Here is a 16576-nt window from a genome sequence, read left to right as displayed (position 1 = left end):
TCGACGATGCACTGGGGCATCGACTGCGTCGCGGCGCCTCGCATCTGCCTGCCCGGCGCTCGCGCCATATGTCATCATATTTATGGGAAGGGACACTTAGCAGGCTGGAATCGACTGCCCCTTCGTAACAATACATTGTAGCCTTCCTGGGGTCACGCTTTCGATTCCCATTGAATTCTGCCTCTATAGGAAGGCTCCGGCAAACAGGACGTCTGGAAAGATCGGGAACGGATATGGCAACAAACGGTTAGGTCTTCGTATATTCTCTTCATGGATGGTAAACGAGAACTCTTCGAGAAAACCGCATTACCATTTCTGCCCGCTCTATACCATCTAGCGATGCGATTAACAAGAAACCCACCAGACTCAAACGACCTGGTTCAGGACACCGTTCTACGAGCGTATCAGAGGTTCTCCACCTTCACAGAGGGAACCAATTGCAAGTCCTGGTTGTTTACAATTATGTATTCGATCTTTGTGAATCAGTACCGAAAAAAACAACGCGAAGCCGTTTCGATCGATCCGGAAGAGATTGAGCAAAAATACACCGAATACATTTTGGCGGCTCCTGCTCTCTCAGAACCGGATTTGGGCGACCGGGAGATCGAGAACGCGTTGACTGAACTGCCGGACATTTTTCGAATCCTCGTGATTTTGGTGGACGTAGAAGGATTTACTTACGAGGAAGCGGCCCGGATTCTGGACTGTCCGGTGGGAACAATCCGGTCCCGGTTGTTCCGCGCGCGTAAAATGCTTTATGTCAGTCTCAAAGAGTATGCGCAGAAAATGGGGTACGAAAAAAAATCATGAGTATGGATGAAAAACGCCACTACAGCGATGAACTCCAGGATCTCTTGAGCGGCCAGATCAGCAGCCAGCAGCGGGCTGTAATCGAGCAGCATTTGACCGGTTGCTCCCGCTGCCGGCAAGAGTTTGAAGAACTTCGCTGGAGTATACAGCGGCTGACCGGCCTCCGTCCACCGGACGTCCCTCACGAATTGCGCGAAAAAATGTATCAGCTCCTCAAAAAAGAAGATCGTAAATCCCGAACCAGAAGAATCCTGTCTTATGCTGCAGTCGTTATCTTGATCATTATTGGCGCTTTATACGTCTTTATCAGGCCAGATTTTGCTTCTGAGGTTGCAAAGGATTTTCAAGCATTTCGATCCGGCGGTTTGGCGCTTGAATTTCAAACTGATGATGAGGGGAAGATGGAAGCTTACTTCACCGCCAACGGCATTCAATTCCCGACCCGCGTTTTTGATCTTGCAATGATGAAATACGATCTGGTTGGCGGGCGAGTGCATCACCTCGCCGGTCGCAGCAGCGCGCTTTTCGTCTATAGAAGTGAGGGAAACAAGCTTTTATTGTGCCAGATGTACTTGGGGACAGAGACCGATCTTCCAAAGAATGCTGCCCTGCATAAACACAACGGGATTCCATTTTATGTTTACACAAGGAACGGCATCACCACAGTATTCTGGCCGGAAGGGGATGTTTTTTGCGTGCTTGCTTCCGATATTTCGGCGGATGAGGTAATCGCACTGGCGTTTGCCAAAGCGATGCTTCCTGCTGCGAAAACAGCAGGGGCGCACGGTGGCGCCCCTGAGTTGACTGATTCTTTTTAGCGCGCTGCAAGCCCGTTGGTGCCTGCAGGTAGTCCCGCAATTCCGCCAATGGAGACTAAAGAGCCATCTGAATTGATTCGAAAACCGCTGATGTTTCCAGCTCCCGAATCTAATGTGTACAGGAAGCGAGAATTGTTACTTAACGCCATGTCAATCGGAGCTGCTCCGGTTGTCGCGGTAATTCCATCCGAATCGAGCAGACTGATGGTTCCATCGAAACCAATTTCATAACCGGAAATCGTGGCGCTTCCGGTATTCGTCACATACGCGAATCTGCCGTCGTTTGTAACTACAACCCAGCAAGCCGCTGTTTCATTTGTGGCAACGGACGGGCTGATCGTTTGCAAATCACCGTTCGCTTGGTAGGCGTAAGAGGAAACTGCGCTGGCATCCGCGGCACCTCCAAATGCTTCCGACACAAAAAGCTGATTGCGTTTTCCGAACGCAAATCCGAACGGCGTCTGCCCCTCCGAAGCCTGCGAGTCGGGATTGCCCGGCAGTCCATCGGGTCCAACCACATAGGTGTCGATGATATTGGTGGCTTTCTCCGTCACAACCAAAAGCTGGCCGTCCGGACTGAATTCAATCTGTGCCGGACCAGTGGAAGCACCGCTCAGCGGTTTCGTGGATCCTGGAATCGCGGTGAGATTTCCGTCTGTTCCAATTATAAAACCGCTAATGTTGTCTGTCCCACCTGTGCCGCCGCCTGCATTCAGAACATAGATCAGCTTGTCGTGAATCGTGATACTGATCGGACGTTGTCCACCGGACGGGACTGTGTCGCGAAGCTCAAGCCCGGCTCTTGACACCCGGAATGCGGAAATTTCATCGCTTCCAGGATTTACAACCAATAGCCAACGCTCGTCTTCGCTCAGAACCACAGCGCCCTGATTACCCAAACCAGTACCCGTTCCTAGCCCTCCGGTCGAAAAGGATCCAGCCGGCTGGATCGAACCATCAGCGTTTCGATCAAAGACGAGAACGCTATTCCCTCCGGCAGAGTTATTCATCGTGTAAACGGCGCCTGCTACTTTTGATTCCCCGAAAAGTAGAGACGTGCTGAGAAACAATGCCGGCAATAAGAAGAAGAAAAGTCTTTTCAATTTCATTCGGTTCACTCCTTGATTTATTTGGATTGAGACTTCTTGCAAAGTCATCTCACCTAAACAATCAGGAGGCCGGAATAGTTCCCTCGAGCTTACAGGTTCCGCGCAGGAGTTGTTTACGCGATGATAGGAAATGTTAGCTGGAAGTTTGCCTATTCCATTTCCGAAACGTAGTTTAGAGAATATTTAGTAAACCTCAGAATGATATGGATGATGCAAAAAGGACTTTTGAACTTCTGACTTCCCTGTACGGAAAACAGGATGCGAAACTTGCTCATGATCGGATCAACGCTCTAATCGATCAGTTCCGCCTGCAAAGAAAAACTGTTACTCAAACAGGTGGTAGCGGCATTTCGCACGCGGACGCTTTTTTGATTACCTATGGAGATCAGGTGCAAGAACCAGGTACCACTCCTCTCCGGTGTCTGGCAGACTTTTGCAAAAATTATCTCGCAAACATCATTACCGCGGTTCATATCCTGCCTTTCTTTCCTTATTCATCTGATGACGGTTTCTCAGTCATTGATTACCGCAATGTAGATCCGATGTTGGGAAGCTGGAAAGATGTAGCGCAAATGGGGTCCAATTTCAGGCTCATGTTTGACGCTGTATTGAACCATGTTTCAGTCCGGCATAAATGGTTTCAGAGTTTTCTGCAGGATGATCCCCGGTACAGGAATTATTTCGTCGTTGTGGAAGGGACACCCGATCTCTCACACGTGGTGCGACCTAGAACACTTCCCCTTCTGACGGAAATTCAAGTCTCCACTGCCTCCAGGCGGCTCTGGACCACTTTTAGTGAAGATCAAATCGACTTGAACTTTCGCCACATTGATGTGCTTCTGGAGATACTGGATCTGCTATTGTTCTATATTTCTCGCGGAGCCGGTTTTCTTCGTCTGGATGCAGTTGCCTATCTCTGGAAAGAGATAGGAACCTCCTGTATCCATTTACCGCAGACGCATGCCATCATTAAACTGTTTCGGGCTGTACTTGACCAGGCCGCTCCTGACGTTCAGTTGATAACGGAAACCAATGTTCCGCACGCTGAAAATATTTCCTACTTCGGTGATGGAACAGATGAAGCGCAAATGGTTTACAACTTCGCCTTGCCTCCTCTTTTGCTTCATACGATCCAAACGCGCAATTCACGCGCTCTAACACACTGGGCCGCGTCATTGAAGCTTCCGTCCAACAGAACTACTTTTTTCAATTTCCTTGCATCGCACGATGGAATCGGCATCAATCCCGTGCGAGGCATTCTTACCGAAACCGAGATTGATGCTGTTGTGAAGCGGTGCATGCGGCACGGAGGGCTTGTTTCCTACAAGCGAAAGCCGGATGGAACCGACATCCCCTATGAACTGAACATCAACTATTTCGATGCACTCTCCGACCCTCATACCGCGGAAGACTTGAATCTTCAGGCCGACCGCTTTTCGGCGGCCCACACCATACTGCTTTCACTGATCGGAGTGCCGGCCATTTATTTTCATAGTCTCTTCGGCTCCAGAAGCTGGGTTGAAGGACCGGTCGAAACCGGCAGAAACAGGACGATCAATCGGCAGAAACTGATTCGTCAGAAGGTTGAGCAAGACCTGGCTGATAGCAAATCTTTGCGCCACAAAGTGTTCACGCGACTCCGTGCGCTCCTTCAGGTTCGCTCGCAGCATCCGGCGTTCGATCCATACGGAAAACAGGAAGTCCTGGAATGCGGGGATTCGGTTTTTTCCCTGATTCGTTCCTCACCCCAGTCAGGTGAAAGAATTCTCTGTCTACAAAATATAACTCCTGTTTCTCAAAACGTGCTCCTTCCCCAGTCTGCTCGCGGCATCAACCTTTTTAAGCCAACACGACGAATCTCCGCAGGCAGCATACAACTGTCTCCTTATGAAGGAATGTGGATCCAACTTTCTTAATCCCCCAGCATCAAATTGATTTGTGCCGCCAATAGAGTCTCCAGGTTCGTGTAGGAATAGTAGCGACGCGCGGCGACATAATTGTGGTCGGTCATTTCCCGAACCAGTCCGTGATTTTCGAGCACTTCACGCACCTTGCTTACAATGTTTCCGGTAATGTAATCCTCAAACTCGATGACGCGAAATCCTTTAGGTCGAATATCAACACGATAGATCTCGTAGGCGCTCATAAGAATCGGCTTGCGGTAATAGATGGCCTCCAGAAATCCATTACCGAATCCTTCAATGGAGGAGGGATAGGTAATCAAGTCGGCAGGGAAATGTGCATCGGCAAGTGAGTATACTTTTGAACCGTCCGCGTTCCTTCCCCGTATGCCGCTGAATCTTTCTTGCGCAAACACGACGCGCACTTTCATGAGATCGATGTATTCACGCAGATAATTCATATAACGTGAGCCCTCGTCCCCGGATGCATGCGAGATTACAAGCGTGCATGGCCGATTCAAGCGACCGGCAAGCTCAATAGCCCGTTCGATACGCTTGCGTGGAACCACCCGGGTGGGTTGTAAGAGAAAATACTCATCCGGCGAAATTCCAAGAGTTGCGCGTAGATCGTCCGCATAGCCGTCCGATTCAGGAGGTGGCGAATCGAAATCCATCACATTGGGAATGAGAAGCGAACTTGCGCCGGTCCGCAGAGCCAGTTGTCGCTGGGCAAATGAGTTAATCACAGAATGACGAATAGAATGCAGCGTTGGTGGAAAAGCTGCCCGCAAATAGTCATCGGCCGCTGCTACAGCAAATCGCGATCGTTCCCAGAAAAAGTCATGGTGGTGCCCCAGAGTAAGCATCCCGGTTTCTGCAATCATTTCCGTGAGAGCAAGACCTAAAGGAACGTTCATGGGGATCGACAGCGCATTTTCAACGATCATCAATCGAATTTCAAAATCCTGCACAAACTTATGCAGGTGCGCTTTCAAATAGTTTTTTAATCGATCTACTTTTTTAGAAGTCTCCGGATCGCGTTTGTGGTCATCAAACAGGTCGGACGTAAGTTCCAGAACCTCGGGAAAATCGAAATGCGCTTCCGGCACTACATACGAACGGTCAGCAGGCCATTGACATTCACCGGCAAAGAAAAAACAGGTGTGTCCCATTCGCTGGAGAACATTCACCCACTTGACGACTTCAAGTGAGACACCATCGGTGCCTGCCAAACGTGTTGATACGATTCCAATCCGGCATGAACGAGTGGCCATCAGACCCTCCCTCTGATTCTAAATGAGTGATCTTGAGGTTGATTCATCAGAATTGATTATATGCCGGCATCCGTTCTTAGAGCAGCGCGGGCATCTCTGCCCGCCAGGCTCATCGAAACTACAAAGTTTTGCGGGCTGCAAGCCCACGCTCCATTCTGATTTTTTCACAGCTTCAGGCGTCTGGCACTGTGTGTTAAGTTTGTTTAGGATGGAGTTATGAACATCGGATTGCTTCACTACTCAGTGCCGCCCGTGGTGGGAGGAGTGGAGACAATATTGGCGAAACACGCAGTTCTGATGATGGAGGCGGGTCACAACGTATGTGCGATTGCAGGCCGGGGCGCCCAGTTTGATCCACGAATTGAATTCCATCAAATCCCTCTTGTTGATTCGGTGCAGGCCAACGTTCTTGCTGTAAAGAGCGAGCTCGACCAGGGTATGGTATCTGCGAAATTCGATTCACTTGTTGCGGAAATTGCTTCAAATCTCAATCCCTTGCTCAGCGAGCTGGATCTGCTGATTGCTCATAACGTTTGTTCACTGCACAAGAATCTGGCTCTAACTGCTGCTCTTCGAGAACGCACAGAGAGAGCTCAGCGTCCGGCTTTGATTCTCTGGCATCATGATCTTGCCTGGACTACTCCGCGCTACAGGGATGAGCTTCACAACGGCTATCCGTGGGATCTGATCCGGCAAGACTGGCCAGCCACGACTCACGTTGCCGTTTCGGAATTCCGGCGCATAGAGCTTGCAGATCTGCTGGGAAAGCGGCCTGATCAGATTCAAGTCATTCCAAACGGCGTTTCGGTCGCTCAGGTGCTGGCGTTGAACACTCAGACAATAGAGCTGGCAGCTCGTCTGGAGTTGCTCACTGCTTCTCCGTTTATCCTCCTGCCTGTACGGATTACCCGGCGGAAAAACATTGAGCTTGCAATTCGTACTCTTGCGGAACTACGGAAAAACTTTCCGCGCGTGAAGCTGGTGATCACAGGTCCGGTTGGCCCACACAACATCACAAATATTGAGTACTTCAAACGTTTAAAGAATTTGACGGAAGAGCTTTCGTTGACCACGTGCGTGCATTTTTTGGCCGATGCCGAAAAGAGCTATCTTCCGGAAGATGTGGTTTACGGACTTTTGCGCATGTCCGATCTCTTGTTGCTTCCGAGTTTTGAAGAAGGTTTTGGCTTACCGGTCATCGAAGCAAGTCAGGCGAATGTCCCGGTTTTCTGTTCCGGTATCGATCCGCTTCGCGAACTGGCCGGAAACGAGGCCCAGTACTTTTCACCTGAATCAGATCCAAAACACCTGGCATCCAGGATAGCGAAACACCTGGAGACAAGCAGTGTTTTTCATCTACGCACGAATTTGCGAAGGTATGATTGGAATTGCGTGTACAAAGAAACAATCGAGCCGTTGCTTCTTGAAACGGGTGAAAATAGATGAAAAGATCCAGACGTTTCACACCGTTTTCCAAGATTCTTGTTCCCGTGATTCATGGCTGCGATCCAACAGCTGCCTTGAATGCGGCACGCTTGATGATTGGAGAAGGCAAGATACTTCTGGTAGGGTTGGTGAGAGTCCAAAAGAGTAAATCCTTGAGCACGGCCTCACAGACGGCACGACAGATTCGACAAAGCTTTCGTGCTCTGAGCGAGCGCGAACGATTTCAAAGCATATCTCCAATTCATGTCTCGTATGATCCGTGGAGAGAACTTGTTGACATGATTGAGCAGGAGAATCCGGATCTTCTCTTACTGGATTGGCCTCGGGGTTTGAAGGCGCTCGGTGTTTCCGTCGAGACGGTGTTAACCCACCCTCCATGCGATACAGCGCTGGTACGCGGTCCGTTACCCGGGTCTCCTTCACATCTTCTTGTCCCCGCGCGCGGAGGACCTTACGCGGAGTTGGCTCTTCGCGTTTCACTGGCCATTTCTCGTGCCTCGAACGCCCGCATGACGTCACTTCACCTCTTGCCTGTCGATTTTGTCAGAAATGACCAGAGGGATGCTGCCTTTCTAGGCCTGGCTCGCGTGCTCGCGCGACTCCCGGTCGATCGCAGGCAAATCACGACCTCCGATCCTGCAGGAACAATTCTTCAGGAATCAGTTCATTCGGACTTGATTGTAATGGGTTCCACGGTCCGTCCGAAAGAATCTTATGCTTCTCTGGGACCGGTGGCCGAGGAGGTTTTCCGCAAGAGTTCTGTCCCCGTGATTGCAGTGAAGTCGCAACGCCTTGACGAAACGTCAATTCAGGATCCGAGTCCAACAGCTATCTCAGTTCTGGTGGATAAATGGTTTGCAGAAAATACGTTTCATGCGAATGAGTTTAAGAATCTTGAAAGGTTGCTTTCGCTGAAAAAAGAACAACGGCTCACCATCAGCGTTGCCATGCCGACTTTGAATGAACAGGCCACGGTCGGGCAAGTAATCCGGACGATCAAGCGCGCATTGATGGAACGTATCCCGCTTGTGGATGAAATCGTTCTGATCGATTCTCAGTCCACCGATCGTACACGAGAGATTTCAGAGGCATGTGAAATTCCAATATTCGTCCATCAGGAGATATTACCGCAGTACGAAGCGCGTTCAGGCAAAGGAGAGGCGCTTTGGAAAAGTCTTTACGTTACGCGCGGTGATCTCATCGTCTGGATCGATACTGACATTACGAATATCCACCCGCGTTTTGTGTACGGGTTGCTTGGAGTGCTGCTTCATTCTCCACGAATACAGTTTGTTAAAGGATTTTACCGCCGGCCTCTTCGGGTTAGTGAAAAGATCCAGGCAGGTGGCGGAGGGCGTGTCACAGAACTCACGGCACGGCCACTGTTGAACCTTTTTTATCCGGAGCTTTCCGGCATTATCCAGCCGCTGTCAGGCGAGTATGCCGGCCGTCGATCATTGCTGGAACGTCTAACTTTCTACTCCGGATATGGTGTTGAAGTGGGCCTGCTTATTGATGCCTTTGAGAAGGCCGGCCTGGATGCCATCGCTCAGGTAGACCTCGTGGAACGAATTCATCGAAACCAGTCCCTGGAGCCTCTCAGCAAAATGTCGTTCGCTATTATTCAAACCGTAATCAGCAAGCTTGAAAAACGACTTGGGCATAGTTTGCTGGAAGATATCAATAAAAGCATGAAACTGATTCGTTACGAACGCCCGAGATACTTCCTTGATGTAGAGAAGATCGCTGAAAGAGTCCGGCCTCCAATGATTGAACTCCCGGAATATCAAAGGATTCATCACTAATGGCTCGTTTCATCCTGATCAGGCACGGCGAGACTGACTGGAATCTGGAAGGACGCTACCAGGGACAGTCTGATGTCCCGTTGAATGAACGCGGCAGGCGCCAGTCTGAGGAACTCGCTGTCACTCTACGCGAGAGCATGATCTCAAATATCTATTGCAGCGACTTGATAAGGGCGAGCGAAAGTGCCGAAATCCTGAGTAGAGCTTTGGGTTTGGTCAAACAGGAGGATCCACGTCTTCGGGAAATTCATCTGGGCTCCTGGGAAGGAATGCTTTTCGCTGAGATTCAAGCAAAATATTCGGAGCTACTGAAAATGAGGAAACTGGATCCCCGGACCGTCAGCGCGCCTGGAGGCGAGACATTGGAACAGGTACGTGTTCGGGTGATGGCTTCTGTCACAGACATTTTGGAACGGCATCCGAATGAAACCAGTGCCATCGTATCTCATGGCTTGCCACTCGCTATTCTGATTGCGTGTTACCGGGGCAGATCCCTTCGCGAAGTGTGGGACTTGATTCCGGAGAACAGCAACCCGATCGAGACACCAGAGTGGAATTTCAAAAATGATTGGTCGAAGCCATAGCTCAGGCTAAGTGCCATAATGGTACCAAAACGGTTCATTTTGAACCTTTTTGAAATCAAAATGGCATCATAATGAACCGAAATAGTACCAAAATGAACCTTTTTGAACCGGAATTTTAAGCCGTTTGATATTTTTTTTCTGTAGGCGCAAGATCAACGTTGAGAGTGTTTCAGAAACAAAGTGGCGCGGACGTCCCGTCCGCGGAGCTTTGCGGGCGAGAGGCCCGCACCACTTTGCTTAGATGGGGTCCTAATCCCGGTTATGGGCGACCTGTTTAACGAGTTTCAAGATCAGCTCCGCGAGCTATCGCGCAGATACAGAGACACTCCGCAAAGGGAGCTCGCCTATTTATTCTTGCTCGCTCTGGAACGCGAAGAGATCGTTTCCGTGGGATACCGTGAATCTTTGATCGCTGAGCGGTTGCGCCGAATGCCTCTGAGTGACGAAGTGCGGGAGCTGATCAGGCATTCCCTACTCTGGGCCTGGAAAGATGAAGAGATGCACGCGATCTACATTCGTGGAGCCATACTCAAATTCGGAACCGTTCCCATGAAAAGCAAAGCGATGGTCACACAGGCTGCCGGAGCAATCGGAGGCTGGTCCTCTTCCGTTTGCCAGCATGCGCGCTGGTCCGATGCGCCCTTTTCCCGATTCGCAGCAAGTCTGTTTACACTGGCAGGAAGAGCCACGGGCAAAGTGCCCAGGCGCGTTGCAAATCAGCTTGACTACGGTCCGTTCCGCAACTTTTGCTTATTCAACGTGGATGCTGAAAAAACGGCATGGCTTTGCTGGCATCGTATGGCAGAGCTCACGGAGAATAGTCCGTTCTTTCCGAAAGAATTGCATTCTGACTTCCTGAGGATTGAAGCTGATGAGACACGGCATGAAAAAATTTTCCAGGTTCTTGCCGATGCTCTCGATGAGGAAGACAGATTAACGCCTGCCGAAACGTGCGATTCACTCGCGGAAAGATTATCAGCAGCGGGTGAATTCTTCCTTCCGCGCAGCCGGCGCACCGCATTTATTAAAAACAATCCACTCGGAAGCGGCGGGACTGTCTTTGTTTCCCGGGGAAAAACTGCGGCCGACAAGGTTCCGAAATTTTACGATTTTCTGGAATACTGCAAGATCTTTGAATCCGTCCAGCAACGCGCCGGTCAAATAGGTAAAAGCATCGATCAGTTTCGGGTGGCGGTTAAACCCACTTTCATGTTGGGTTACGCGAAGAAAGATCTCTCTCCGCTTACCGATCCGGACCTTCTTCATGAACTTGCGGCATTCTTGAAGAGCAAGGGATGCGCAGAAGTTAGTGTCATTGAATCACCAAACATTTACGACAAATTCTACGCGAACCGGTCCGTTGCAGAAGTGGCAGAATATTTTTCGCTCTACTCCAGGCACTACAACCTTGTGGATGTAAGCCGTGATCACACTTCGCATGATTACATCAGGGGCCTCGGGCAAACCGTTGTATCCCGCACCTGGAAAGAGGCAGACTTCCGCATCTCGTTCGGTAAAATGCGAAGCCATCCCATTGAGCTCGCTCTCCTGACGGTGGGAAATCTTGAAGGGATCGGAAGCAGGTGCGAAGAATTCATTTTTGTCGAACGTCAGGCGCATCGGGAAACTGCTGTGATGACGCTCATCAGCGATTTTCCTCCACACTTTGCGTTGCTCGATGCTTATTTGAATGTACCGGATGGAATTCTTGGCGTGATGGGATGCCCGCAGCCAAAGAATGTGTTGCGGTTCTATGGCGGCGCCGATGCTCTGGCGGTCGATATTGTCGCGGCAAGACATCTGGGCATCAAGGATCCTCATCAGTCGAGTATTCTGAGGGCTGCCTGCCACTGGTTCGGTGATTCGCAGAAAATCGAAGTGGTCGGGTGCGATGAACCAATTCGCAACTGGCGATCTCCCTATCACAATGAGCTTTCCACGCTGCTTTGCTTTATGGCATTTCCCGTTTACGTGATAGGCAGTGGCCGCGGTTCACTCTTCGTTCCAGAAATGGACCCTTCGGCATTCCCGCCCTTGCAAAAGGAACATATTCCATTAAAACTCGCACGAAAAACTCTGCAGGCCTTCTTAGGTTTGCGCCTGAGCTAAATTTGAAACATTTTCAGATGAATCGTCATATCATCGTTATCGGCGCAGGTATGGGGGGACTCACTGCTGCTCTTCGGCTGCGTTCCGCGGGATACGATGTCACCATCCTGGAAGCACGGAATTCTGCTGGAGGACTCGCCTCCGGTCATCAAAAGGGCGGTCTCACATTCGATTCCGGCCCTTATATTCTGCTCGATTATCCCGGTCTGAATTGGATATTTGAAAAGCTCGGGCTTGACCTTTCCGCTCTGAACTTAAAAGCTGTTGACCCCGTTTATCAGGTCAACTTTCTGAATGGTGTGTCTCTGGAATTTTACCGGTCGGTTGAAAAAACTGCGGATCAATTTGAAAAGATGTGGCCGGGCGCAGGAGCAAGATACAGCTTCTTTGTTCAGCGGATGACGAAGCTACACGATGTCTTTAGACCAAATCTTTATAAGAGTCATCCGGATATTTTTAGCGCTTTAAAAACCGGCGCATGGAAATACACACCATTCTTGTTCCGTTCTCTCAGTGCTGTTTTAAAGCAGAGCGATCTCCCGCAAGCTGTTTGTAATTCCATTTCCATCTGGACTCATGTCGCAGGACAAAAAGTTCACACGGCGCCCTCTCCCATGGCATTCGTTCCTGCCTTGATTCACAAGTACGGAGCCTACTTTCCGGAAAACGGAATCCGGTCGATTCCGGAGTTTCTGGAAAAAGCAGTTTTGAATGCCGGCGCAAGAATCCAATTCCAAAAACAGGTAAAGAAAATCATTACGGAGAATCGCCGTGTGAAGGGGATCAAAATTGAAGACGAATTCCTGCCGTGCGATGCGGTCATCTCCAATACAAATGGACTCGCAACGTATTTGAATCTGCTGGACGAAACAGTTCCACAGATACTGAATCGACTGCGCAAACTCCCGCTTCAATCGCCTGGAGTCTGTCTCTATCTTTCTGTGGATCAAAAAGAGAGAACACCGTATCTGCGATTTCTGTTGCCTGGAAATTCAGAGCTTTGCCGTTTGTTTGTGAATGGCCCTGGAAAAACGGCGCGCCTGATAGCACCGCTACTATATAAGGATGCAAAAGCGATGAGTGAGCACGATTTTCAAAAGTTCATAAAGAAGCTGCTATCCGAAACATGGTGGCAATCGGACGGTTTGACCTGGAAATTGCTGGATGTGCGAACACCGGAAAGGTGGGGCTCCGATTTTTTTCTGTATGAGAACAGCATGAATCCTGTGATGACCGCTTCTTCCTTCCGCTCCGGCAGACTTGAGCACAAAAGTCCATGGGTGGATGGACTCTATCTTGCGGGCAGTTCCACGAATCCGGGACAGTGGGTCAGTTTTTGCGGAATCTCAGGAATTCTGGCAGCCGATCTTGTAAAACAACATCTTCACTGATCATGCTTGCTACAGTATTAGAAACGATTGCGGGAAGAAAAGTACGAATTTCGCGGACGGGTTCCGCGACACCGCTGATCTTACTGCACGGTTATCCGGACAATCTCCAGATCTGGTCCCGGCTGGCTTCACACTTAAGCGACTCGTTCGAAGTCATCGCGTTTGATTGGCCCGGCATGGGATACAGCGAACAATGGCCGGGAGGCGCGACACCAGAACACCTTGCCGACCGTCTTGCAACCATTCTGAATGCCTTCCATTGGGAGCAAGCTTCGATTGTCGCCATGGACATGGGCGCGCAACCGGCGTTTGTCTTTGCGGCAAAGTATCCGTCAAGGCTCGATCGTCTTGTTGTGATGAACTGTCTTGCCTTCGGTGATGAGACAACATCCTGGGAAATTCGATTGCTGAGAAAATTTGCGTGGAACCGGTGGCTGTTGCGCAGCGCGCCGCGGCTGATTTTCTGGCGTGCCCTGAAAACATTTCTACCCGCCGGGGATTCATTGAGTGACGAAATTCGTTTCGATTTGTGGAGTGCATTTCGAAAAGAGGAAGTGCGCAAATACATCAGCAAAATGTGCGCTGGATATCAGGGAACTCTACCCGGACTTCCAGCGTTTTATGCGAATATTCGCTGTCCGACATTGATTCTCTGGGCTGAAAAAGATGCGCATTTTCCTGTTATCCACGCAAAAAAATTGAATCAGATTGTTCCGCAATCAACACTACACATCATTGAAAACGCGCATCACTGGATGGTCTGGCACGATGCAGAAAACATCGCGCGCTTGATCAAAACCTTCTTGGCGCCTTGGCGTCTTGGCGGTTAATTTCTTCTAATCCATGCGCATCACTTTGGCCGGATCTACGCGAATGGCGCGCAGTGCGGGAAACAAACATCCGGTAAGTGTTACCAAGAAAGCAAGCGCGCAGGCCGTGAGGAACGTTGCGGCATCGCCCGGCTTGATCCCTGCAAGAAGCGCTTCCATTGATTTTGCGGCGGCATAAGCCAGGATCACTCCGAGCAAACCTCCTGCTGCCGCAACCACCAATCCTTTGTTCATCACCATTTTCAAGATATCGTTGGATCGCGCGCCGAGGGCCATTCTCAACCCGATCTCGGGAATTCGCTGGGACACCGCAAACGCAAGCAAACCATGGATGCCAATCCCGGCAAGTAGCAAGGAAAGCAGAGCGAATGCGCCGATCACACGGATTTGAGTGACACGCGAAGTGGTTTCGGCATCGACAACATCTTGCAACGTGCGCACATCCGAAATAGGCATTTCTGGATCAACTTTTTGAATGATGCTTCTAATAGCATCGTAAGGCGCCGATTCTTCGCGTCCTTTTGTACGCACAACGAGCACTTTGGGTGGATAAGCAATGAGTGCTCGATCTTCTACTTGAGTACTCGGCAAATATAGTTGTGGCTCACTGCGTCTTTCCAGGCCACGCACCCGGATATCTCCCACAACGCCAACAATGGTCCGGTCCCGTTCCGCTACCCAGAACCGGCGACCTATAGGATTCTCACGGGACCCCGGCCAGACCTTTTCTGCAAAGGATTCACTGACAACGGCTACAAACGGCGATTGAAAGGTATCAGATTCATGAATGTCGCGGCCGAGCTTCAGCGGAATCCTGAGCGTTTCAAAAAATCCAGGAGTCACGAATCGAACGCTGGCAACCGGCGATTCGCCAGGCTTCGGTTCAATACCCCCTTCCTGCAAAATTCCCCAGATCATTCCGCGCATTACCATGGGAAGCCCGGTGATATAGGCGGCATGAGTTACGTCCGGCATTTCTCGAACGCCAGACAGTACGCGTGTGTAAAAATCGACCCGCTGCGCGGTGTTTTCATATTTCGGCCATGTCAACGGCGTTTGCATGGTATGCACATTATCCGAACGAAATCCCGGATCGATCGCTTGAATCCTCCAGAGCGCGCGGATCAGCAAGCCAGACGAGATCAGCAGAATTATGGAAGCCGTAACCTCCGCAATAACGAGCGCGGAACGAAGCCTTTCTTTCTTCTCTCCCATTCCCGACCTCGCCCCTTCGCGCAATGCAGATGCATCCGCCTTGTTGCAAATCCGCAAAGCCGGAACGACTCCAAACGCAATCACCGTGAGACAAAGAAGAAGGGCGGCGAAAATCAGTACTCGTAGATCCATTACGGTTGCTTCACCAACCGGCAACGTTGTGGGGATCAACCGGGAGAGCATAGGCACCGCGGCGTGCGCAACCAGCACGCCGATCAAAGCTCCGAAAAATACAAAGACAAGAGACTCCGTCAAAAGCTGTCGAACCAGTCGTTCCCTTCCGGCTCCCAGCGCTGCGCGCACCGTGAGCTCTCTTCTGCGTCCGATCGCGCGAACCAGAAACAAAGCAGCCAGATTTGTGCATGCAATCAATAGCACACAAATCGAAGCACCCAGCAGCGCTGCAAGCATCAGGCGAGATTGCTGCGGCACTCCATCCCGCAATGTTTGCACAGCAATTCCTTTCTTTGCATTGTCCAGCGGATATTCCTTTTCAAGTTTTTGTGCGATGATCGCCATTTCCGCACGCGCACTATCAACGGAAACATCCTTTTTTAACTTTCCAACGACCCTAAAATAATTGTTCTGCCGGTCCTTCCAATCCTCCGGAGTGATACGCATGGGTGTCCACAATTGTGTATCTCGATCTGGAAAGGAGAAGCCAGGAGGTAAGACACCGATTAACGTAAACGCGTCATCATTCAAACGAATACTCTTCCCGATTGCCCGGACATCGCCGCCGAACCTCGATTGCCAAAGGCCATAACTGATCAGCAATGTTCCTGCGCTTCCGATTCGATCTTCTTCTTTTGTAAATGCCCGTCCGATTACTGGCTTCACACCAAGCAAGGGGAGTAAGTTCGATGTCATCATTGTGGTTTCCAGTCTTTCAGGAATTCCGCCGCCGACAAGATTCATCGATGTTGCAGCATAGGTAGCCATCGATTCAAAGGACGTGCTCTGTCGTTGCCAATCCAGATAATTTGGAGGAGAAACTTCGTTAAACCCATAATTCACATTCTGTTCCCAAAGTCGGACAATTCGTTCCGAATCTGCGTAAGGGAGTGGTTTCAGCAGAACATGATTGACGACTGAAAAGACCGCTGTATTTGCGCCGATGCCTAGAGCTGTAACCAGAATCGCAGTCAGCACAAATCCGGGCGCCCGCGAAACAGTGCGTACCGTGAAACGCAAATCACGCTGGAATATGTCCCAGTGTACTTGTGCTGCATTCCAGATTGTGTCGAAGATTTCGGCAATCCAGAAAAAAAACAATGAGATCGC

The 16576-nt window shown here is 50.3% G+C and carries 12 protein-coding genes; 9 read left to right on the top strand and 3 right to left on the bottom strand.

The genetic code is table 11. The features are described from left to right. The first annotated feature begins 339 nt into the window (after nt 1-339). Together L0156_20925 and L0156_20920 are read left to right on the top strand one after the other, a co-directional pair. Nucleotides 340-810 carry a sigma-70 family RNA polymerase sigma factor gene (locus L0156_20925; protein ID MCI0605455.1) on the top strand — a complete coding sequence of 157 codons (471 nt, stop codon included), beginning with the start codon at nt 340-342 and terminating at the stop codon, nt 808-810. Between the two features lie 2 nt (nt 811-812). Beyond that, nucleotides 813-1628, top strand: a complete 816-nt coding sequence (locus L0156_20920; protein ID MCI0605454.1) for a zf-HC2 domain-containing protein — start codon at nt 813-815, stop codon at nt 1626-1628. On the opposite strand, the gene L0156_20915 is transcribed toward L0156_20920, so the two are convergent. After that, on the bottom strand, nt 1625-2737 hold the full coding sequence (locus tag L0156_20915; GenBank protein MCI0605453.1) for a lactonase family protein: 1113 nt from the start codon (nt 2735-2737) through the stop codon (nt 1625-1627). The genes L0156_20920 and L0156_20915 overlap by 4 nt on opposite strands. A 203-nt stretch (nt 2738-2940) precedes the next feature. On the opposite strand from L0156_20915, the gene L0156_20910 reads away from it, so the two are divergent. Beyond that, a complete protein-coding gene (locus L0156_20910; GenBank protein ID MCI0605452.1) occupies nt 2941-4653 on the top strand; it encodes a sugar phosphorylase in 1713 nt (570 codons plus the stop codon). On the opposite strand, the gene L0156_20905 is transcribed toward L0156_20910, so the two are convergent. Next, nucleotides 4650-5912 (bottom strand): glycosyltransferase family 4 protein, encoded by a 1263-nt coding sequence (locus tag L0156_20905; protein ID MCI0605451.1) that lies wholly within the window; start codon nt 5910-5912, stop codon nt 4650-4652. The two genes, L0156_20910 and L0156_20905, sit on opposite strands and share 4 nt — an antisense overlap. Nucleotides 5913-6128: 216 nt before the next feature. Here L0156_20905 and L0156_20900 point away from each other — a divergent pair, with 216 nt between their 5' ends. From L0156_20900 to L0156_20875, 6 genes are all read left to right on the top strand, one after another. Beyond that, nucleotides 6129-7358: a glycosyltransferase gene (locus tag L0156_20900; GenBank protein ID MCI0605450.1), complete on the top strand. Its 1230-nt coding sequence runs from the start codon at nt 6129-6131 to the stop codon at nt 7356-7358. Next, the gene (locus L0156_20895) at nt 7355-9163 is read left to right on the top strand and encodes a glucosyl-3-phosphoglycerate synthase (GenBank protein MCI0605449.1); all 1809 of its coding nucleotides are present in this window, start codon (nt 7355-7357) and stop codon (nt 9161-9163) included. Before L0156_20900 ends, L0156_20895 begins: the two co-directional genes overlap by 4 nt. Beyond that, nucleotides 9163-9747, top strand: coding sequence for a histidine phosphatase family protein (locus L0156_20890; protein MCI0605448.1), 585 nt, complete (start codon nt 9163-9165; stop codon nt 9745-9747). The genes L0156_20895 and L0156_20890 overlap by 1 nt, the downstream gene beginning before the upstream one ends. A 261-nt stretch (nt 9748-10008) precedes the next feature. Continuing rightward, entirely contained in the window at nt 10009-11856 is a 1848-nt protein-coding gene (locus L0156_20885) for a DUF362 domain-containing protein (GenBank protein MCI0605447.1), read from the top strand. A gap of 2 nt (nt 11857-11858) precedes the next feature. Then, the gene (locus L0156_20880; GenBank protein MCI0605446.1) at nt 11859-13247 is read left to right on the top strand and encodes an NAD(P)/FAD-dependent oxidoreductase; all 1389 of its coding nucleotides are present in this window, start codon (nt 11859-11861) and stop codon (nt 13245-13247) included. Between the two features lie 2 nt (nt 13248-13249). Continuing rightward, nucleotides 13250-14077 carry an alpha/beta hydrolase gene (locus L0156_20875; GenBank protein ID MCI0605445.1) on the top strand — a complete coding sequence of 276 codons (828 nt, stop codon included), beginning with the start codon at nt 13250-13252 and terminating at the stop codon, nt 14075-14077. 6 nt (nt 14078-14083) lie between these two features. Here the strand turns inward: L0156_20875 and L0156_20870 are convergent. Next, a partial coding sequence (locus tag L0156_20870) for an ABC transporter permease (protein ID MCI0605444.1) occupies nt 14084-16576 on the bottom strand: 2493 nt, incomplete at its 5' end.

Source organism: bacterium, from assembly GCA_022616075.1.
Taxonomy (GTDB): domain Bacteria; phylum Acidobacteriota; class HRBIN11; order JAKEFK01; family JAKEFK01; genus JAKEFK01.
Note: the sequence above shows the minus strand (reverse complement) of the source record. Positions and strands in the feature narration are given on the sequence as shown.

Bases quoted from the DNA above. Each gene is read 5' to 3' on its own strand.
- L0156_20925 (MCI0605455.1), top strand. From the start codon at position 340: ATGCGATTAACAAGAAACCCACCAGACTCAAACGACCTGGTTCAGGAC.
- L0156_20920 (MCI0605454.1), top strand. From the start codon at position 813: ATGGATGAAAAACGCCACTACAGCGATGAACTCCAGGATCTCTTGAGC.
- L0156_20915 (MCI0605453.1), bottom strand. From the start codon at position 2,737: ATGAAATTGAAAAGACTTTTCTTCTTCTTATTGCCGGCATTGTTTCTC.
- L0156_20910 (MCI0605452.1), top strand. From the start codon at position 2,941: ATGGATGATGCAAAAAGGACTTTTGAACTTCTGACTTCCCTGTACGGA.
- L0156_20905 (MCI0605451.1), bottom strand. From the start codon at position 5,912: ATGGCCACTCGTTCATGCCGGATTGGAATCGTATCAACACGTTTGGCA.
- L0156_20900 (MCI0605450.1), top strand. From the start codon at position 6,129: ATGAACATCGGATTGCTTCACTACTCAGTGCCGCCCGTGGTGGGAGGA.
- L0156_20895 (MCI0605449.1), top strand. From the start codon at position 7,355: ATGAAAAGATCCAGACGTTTCACACCGTTTTCCAAGATTCTTGTTCCC.
- L0156_20890 (MCI0605448.1), top strand. From the start codon at position 9,163: ATGGCTCGTTTCATCCTGATCAGGCACGGCGAGACTGACTGGAATCTG.
- L0156_20885 (MCI0605447.1), top strand. From the start codon at position 10,009: ATGGGCGACCTGTTTAACGAGTTTCAAGATCAGCTCCGCGAGCTATCG.
- L0156_20875 (MCI0605445.1), top strand. From the start codon at position 13,250: ATGCTTGCTACAGTATTAGAAACGATTGCGGGAAGAAAAGTACGAATT.